Source organism: Peptoniphilus timonensis JC401 (genome assembly GCF_000312025.1).
Taxonomy (GTDB): Bacteria; Bacillota; Clostridia; order Tissierellales; family Peptoniphilaceae; genus Peptoniphilus_A; species Peptoniphilus_A timonensis.
This window is the reverse complement of the sequence record NZ_HE978594.1, coordinates 17932-23074: the sequence shown is the minus strand read 5'-3', so window position 1 is coordinate 23074 and position 5143 is coordinate 17932. Positions and strand designations below refer to the sequence as shown.

General features: G+C 32.8%; 4 protein-coding genes. 3 read left to right on the top strand and 1 reads right to left on the bottom strand.

The genetic code is table 11. The annotated features are described in order from the left end of the window. On the top strand, positions 1-1404 hold a 1404-nt coding region (locus HGPT_RS08660; protein WP_245544119.1), incomplete at its 5' end, for a Rib/alpha-like domain-containing protein. A 339-nt stretch (positions 1405-1743) separates the two neighbouring features. Continuing rightward, entirely contained in the window at positions 1744-3387 is a 1644-nt protein-coding gene (locus HGPT_RS03800; RefSeq protein ID WP_019138541.1) for a DEAD/DEAH box helicase, read from the top strand. 111 nt (positions 3388-3498) lie between these two features. On the opposite strand, the gene HGPT_RS03795 is transcribed toward HGPT_RS03800, so the two are convergent. Further along, positions 3499-4233, bottom strand: a complete 735-nt coding sequence (locus HGPT_RS03795; RefSeq protein WP_019138540.1) for a Fic family protein — start codon at positions 4231-4233, stop codon at positions 3499-3501. Positions 4234-4393: 160 nt separating this feature from the next. Here HGPT_RS03795 and HGPT_RS03790 point away from each other — a divergent pair. After that, a partial coding sequence (locus tag HGPT_RS03790; RefSeq protein WP_019138539.1) for a 5'-3' exonuclease occupies positions 4394-5143 on the top strand: 750 nt, incomplete at its 3' end.

Genomic DNA, 5143 nt, shown 5'->3' with positions numbered 1-5143 from the left:
GTAACAATAAATGATACAACACCAGCAGAAAAAGAAGCTGACAAGTATGAACCAAAGGCAGACCCAATCACAAAAGAAAAGGGAAACCCAGTAACCGAAGACGAAGTAAAAGGAAAAGTTACAGTACCTGATTATCCAGCAGATAAAACAGCACCTACAATAACTGTAGATGATCCAAGCAAACTTCCTGATGGAAACACAGTTGGAGAATTTGATGTACCGGTAACAGTAACATATCCAGATAAAACAACTGATAAAACAACAGTCAAAGTTACAATTACAGAACCTACAGCACCAGCAGAAAAAGACGCTGACAAGTATACTCCAGAAGGTAAAGACGTTGAAGTAGAAAAAGACTCTGCGCCAAAAGCAGAAGACTCAATCGCAAACAAAGATGACTTACCAGCAGGAACAAAATATGACTGGAAAGAAACTCCAGACACAAGCAAAACTGGAGAAACAACAGGTACAGTAGTGGTAACTTATCCAGATAAATCAACAGATGAAGTTGAAGTAAAAGTTACAGTAAAAGATACAACACCATCTGATAAGGATACTAAGATAAGTGGAGATGTTAAACCAGTTGACCCAACTGATGAAAAACAAGACACTGGTATAAATGTTGAAAATAAAGACGATGATACTAAGATTTCTGCTAAAGATGAAGATGGAAAAGATATTCCAGTAATAATTGACGAAGATGGAAATGTAATCGTAATACCAGGTGAAGATGTTGATGGACCTATCACAGTAGTTGTTGAAGATCCAGAACTTCCAGGTGGAAAAGTTGAAATCGAAGTTCCAGTTATTGGACACGAAAAAGGAAGAGACGACAATGGTAGTGGAGACCATGGATATATTCCTGGAGATAATGACTACTTCTTCCCAGGCAGATTCAAGAGACACGATTACACTCCAACTTACCCAGTTAAGACTGTAGTGCCTGAAAAGACACAAGCTGCAACTCCAGTTCGTGATACTCTATGGTATGTATTCCACATCAACGAGTTCGAATATGAAGTTGTTAGAAACGGCGTTGTTACTAAGAGAAAGATGGACGTAACTCCAGTTCTTAGAAACGACAGAACAATGCTTCCACTTAGATATGTAGCTGAAGCTATTGGCGCTGAAGTTAAATGGGATAAGAAGACAAGAACTGCAACATTTATCAAAGACGGTTTGACTGCTTCAATCCAAATCGACAGCGATGAAATAGTTCTTTCTAATGGAAAGACAGTTAAGATGGATTCTAAACCACTTAATATCAACGACAGAATCTTAGTTTCTGTTACTAATGTAGCCAATGTATTTGGTCTAACTAACGGAAATACTCAAGATAAGATTAATCAAGATATTGAATGGGAACAAGAAGATAAGAGTGCAACAATTTATATTAGAAGATAAATTGTTTGATTAAAGAGGAACCCTTAGGGGTTCTTCTTTTTTACATATTTTTGGACTTTGTCTATATGACAGAGTCCTTTTTTTGATGTTGAGGAAAATTTCCCATATCAGATAAAAACAAACGCAAAATAAAATTTACGTTTTATTTCAAACGTAAAAATAAACGCAAAATTTTACCTTTGTTTTTAAAAGTTATTAAATTCGATTTTAATATAATTGGCACAAGCTTTTTAAATTTTTTTGTGTTATAATGTTTAAAGAAAGAACTTGAAGGACCGAGGGAATCTCGGTCTTTTTTTGTTTTGGAAATAATTATTTAAAATAGATTAGGAGAAAATATTGAGATTTAATGAATTAAATTTATCTAGGGAAGTTTTACAAGCAGTTAAGGATTTGGGTTTTGAGAAGCCATCGGAAGTGCAGGAGGCGACAATTCCAACTATATTAGAAGGACGAGATGTTCTTGCACAGGCACAAACTGGTACAGGAAAGACTGCTTCTTTTGGCATCCCAATGATTGAAAAAATGGAGGATAATTGTGATAGTTTACAAGCTCTGGTTCTTGTTCCAACAAGAGAACTTGCAAGACAAGTTTCTGATGAGTTAAAAAAGCTTGCTAAACATAAAAAGTTTATAAAGGTAGTCCCAATTTATGGTGGAGCAGACATGGGAAAACAACTTAGAGAATTAAAAAGAGATGCCAGCATAGTTGTGGGCACTCCAGGAAGAGTTATGGACCACATGAAGAGAAAGTCAATTGTACTTGATGATATAAGTTTCTTGACTCTTGACGAAGCAGATGAAATGTTTGACATGGGTTTTAGAGATGATATGAAAACTATAATTGAAAGGACAAATCCAAATAGGCAAACTTTGTTTTTCTCGGCAACTTTTGACAACAATATAAAGGAATTTTCGAAACTTTATCAAAATAATCCTGCAAAAGTTATTATTGAGAAAAAGGAACTCACTGCAGAAAAGATTGAACAATTTTATCTTGAACTTAATAGAAATATGAAGACAGAAATTTTAAATAGACTTATTTTAATTCACAAGCCAAAGAAGTCTATTATTTTCTGCAACACTAAGAGAATGGTTGAAAATCTTGAGGTTGAGATTGCACAAAGAGGCTACAAGGTGGATTCTCTTCACGGAGATATGCGTCAGTCATCTAGGGACAATGTCATGACGAAGTTTCGAAAGGGAACTATTGATATTTTAATAGCCACAGATGTTGCTGCTCGTGGTCTTGATGTTTCTGATATTGATGTCGTTTTTAACTACGATCTTCCACAACAAGCTGAATATTATGTCCACAGAATTGGTCGTACCGCCAGAGCAGGCAAAAAAGGTCTTTCCTTTACTTTTGTAACTAGTAGGGATTATCCAAAGTTTAGGGAAATCGAAAAGTATGCAAAGATAAAAATGGAAAAGATGAAGCTACCTACAAAATCTGATGTCGAGAGGGAAAGTCTTGACAATTTGTATAAAAAAGTTAATAAAAATATTTTAAAGGCAGAAGAGCAAGTTGATTATACAGAAGTTTTAAATAGGCTTTTGGCACAAGGCTACAGTCTTTATGATATCTCTGCTTCTCTTCTAAAGATGGTAAATGAATCTTCAAACAAGACAAAAATTAATGAACTGGAAAAAGTTGATTATGGCAAAAAGTTTGAAATTTCAAAAAAATCTGAAAGTTCAAAGAGAAAAGGCAAGGACAAAAGAGGAAAAGAAATCAAGAAAATCAAGGGACCAAAGATTTTTATCAACAAAGGCAAAAGAGATGGACTTGATTCTAGTGAAATTATAAGATTAATCGATAGCCACACAAATGTATCTCCAAAGGAAATTGGCAGGATAAATATTATGCCAAGTTTTACTTTTGTGGAAATACCAAAAAATATGATAAAAGAAGCCATAAAAGATCTTAATGGAAAGAAAATAAAGGGAAAGACTTTAAAAGCAGAGTATTCTGAAAGATAATTTAACATTTTTAAATCCCCATAATGAATTTAATTTCACTTGGGGATTTTTATTTGCAAATTTTTTAATAATTTTTATTTACCAAAAAAGGAGGTCAAGCCTCCTAAATTTTTATTCGTGATATGAAATTTTAAAATAATCTAAATAAGTCTTAAATCTATCTTGTGCTGTCAAACAAGTATCAAGTAAATATCCTCTCTCTTTTTTATAATTTGAAAGTCCTCTGTAATAGAAAAATTTTAAATCTTCATTAATAATAAAGGGAACTATATCATTTTTTAGACACTCTTTTAAAATTAAGAGTCTACCCACTCGTCCATTTCCATCTTGAAAGGGGTGGATTTTCTCGAATTGGTAGTGAAAGTCAATTATATCTTCAAAACTTTTTGCTTTTTTGTTATTGTAAAACTCTAAAAGGTTTTTCATTTCATGAGAGACATTTTCTGGCAAGGTAGTTTCATAACCACCCACTTCATTGGGATAAGCCTTGTAATCTCCAACTTTAAACCAGTCTTTTCTTGAATCACTTGTTCCAGATTTTAAAATCTGGTGAATATTTTTGATAAATTCTTCTGTTAAATCCTCATCATAAAAGTCAATAATTTTGTCAATTGCTTGGAAGTGATTTGAGGTTTCTATTATGTCGTCAACCTTTAAAGAAGTCTTGCTATCATCAAGACCAATTGTATTAGTTTCAAAAATTAATCTTGTTTGTTCTTCACTTAATCTACTTCCTTCGATATGATTGGAATTATAGGTGAATTCAACTTGCAATTTATGATATATTCCGCCACTTATTTTATTGTTTTTTTCGAATTTTAAAGTTTCTAATAAATTTCTATTCATAGCTATATTATATCCTTTTTACTAGCAATCATCAATAATATGGACCTTCAAGAAATTGTATACATAAAAAAATAACTTATAAAACAAAATAAATTTTGTGATTTTTATTTGCAAATTTTATTTATTTTAATCTTTGTTATAATGTAGATAGGAGGTTTTTATGGATAACAAATTTTTAATTATAGATGGAAGTTCGCTTTTTTTCAGAGCTTTTTATGCTCTACCTCTTCTAAAAACTAAGAGAGGTCTTTATACAAATGCTATCTATGGTTTTGTCATGATGGTGGAAAATGCCATAGAAAAGATAAAGCCAAGTCATCTTGTAGTATGCTTTGACATGAAGGGAAAGACTTTTAGGTCCGATATATATAAGGACTACAAAGGCACAAGGCAAAAGACTCCCAACGAGCTAGAGCAACAATGGCCCCTTGTCCGTGAAATTTTATCTCACATGAATATAAAAATTCTTGAATCACCAGTTTATGAAGCTGATGATATTGCTGGAACTCTTTCAAAAATTGCCAGCGAAAAAAATTTTGACAACTATCTTTTGACTGGGGACAAGGACTATTTCCAACTTGTAAATGAAAATACTAAGGTTCTTTTCACTAGAAAGGGAATCACAGAAATGGACATTATAACTGTGGATAAAATCAAGGAAGACTATGATATTGAGCCACTTGAATTTATTGAACTAAAGGCCCTTATGGGAGATCAATCTGACAATATTCCTGGAATTTATGGCATTGGAGAAAAGACTGGACTAAAACTCATTCGTCAATTTCACACTTTAGAAAATCTTTACGACAATATAGATGAGGTTTCTGGCAAAAAGCTAAAGGAAAAGTTAATTGATGGCAAAATGTCCGCCTTTATGAGCAAAAAACTTGGCACTATTGTAAAAAATGTT